This is a genomic window from Streptomyces sp. FH025, assembly GCF_017427025.1.
In the GTDB taxonomy this organism is placed as follows: Bacteria; Actinomycetota; Actinomycetes; order Streptomycetales; family Streptomycetaceae; genus Kitasatospora.
This window is the reverse complement of record NZ_JAFLNG010001195.1, coordinates 1-1,174: the sequence shown is the minus strand read 5'-3', so window position 1 is coordinate 1,174 and position 1,174 is coordinate 1. Positions and strand designations below refer to the sequence as shown.

General features: G+C 74.5%; 1 protein-coding gene. It reads right to left on the bottom strand.

The window, feature by feature from the left end:
• A partial coding sequence (murC, locus tag J0670_RS38375; RefSeq protein WP_207817393.1) for a UDP-N-acetylmuramate--L-alanine ligase occupies window positions 1-1,170 on the bottom strand: 1,170 nt, incomplete at its 3' end.
• Between the last annotated feature and the right edge of the window lie 4 nt (window positions 1,171-1,174).

The window sequence follows — 1,174 nt, the reverse complement described above, 5'->3', positions numbered from 1 at the left end:
GTCCAGCACCACCGAGGCGTCGGCCAGGGCGAGGGCCCGGCCCATCTCCTCGGCGAGCTGCTGGGTGCGGCTGAACAGGTGCGGCTGGAAGACCACCAGGACCCGGCCGGTGGCGGCCTCGCGGATCGCTTCGAGGTCGGCGGTCATCTCGGTGGGGTGGTGGGCGTAGGAGTCGATCACCTGGACGCCGCCCGCCTCGCCCTTGAGCTGGAGGCGGCGGCGCACGCCGGTGTAGGCGCCGAGCGCCTTGGCCAGGTCGGCGGCCGGGACGCCCAGGGCGACGCCGGCGGCCAGCGCGGCCACCGCGTTGTGGGCGTAGTGCCGGCCGGGCACCGAGACGGTGAAGGCCAGCTCGGCGCCGTCCAGCAGCACGGTGACCTCGCTGGTCATGCCGCGGGCGACCACCGAGAGCACCCGGACGTCGGCGTCCTCGGCGGCGCCGACGGTCACCACGTTCAGGCCCTCGCGGTCGGCCACCCGGGCGGTCAGCTCGCGGGCGCCGTCGTGGTCGGCCGAGACCACCAGGGTGCCGCCGGGGGTGATCCGGCCGACGAAGGTCTCGAAGGACTCGTAGATCTCCTCGATCGAGGCGTAGTTGGCGTGGTGGTCCAGCTCCACGTTGAGCACGATCGCCACCTCGGGCGCGTACTTGTGGAAGCTGCGGTCGCTCTCGTCGGCCTCGGCGACGAAGATCTCGCCGACGCCGTGGTGGGCGTTGGAGCCGGGCGCGTCGAGGTCGCCGCCGATGGCGTAGGACGGGTCGAGGCCCAGCTCGCCGAGGGCGACGGCGAGCATGCTGGTGGTGGTGGTCTTGCCGTGGGTGCCGGCCACCGCCAGCGCCCGGCGGCCGCCCATCAGCGCGGCCAGCGCGTCGGAGCGGTGGACCACCGGGATGCCGCGCTCGCGGGCCGCGGCCAGCTCCGGGTTGTCGGCGCGGATCGCGCTGGAGACGACCACGCTGCTGGTGCCGTCCGGCACGTGCTCGGCGGCGTGGCCGACGTGCACGGTGGCGCCGAGGGCGCGCAGCGCGAGGACGGTCTCGGACTCCTTGGAGTCGCTGCCGGAGACGCTGGCACCGCGCACTGCGAGGATCTTCGCCAGGCCGGACATCCCGGCGCCGCCGATGCCGATGAAGTGCGGGGCGTGCAGGTCGTGCGCGGCGTCGTTCAAGGCG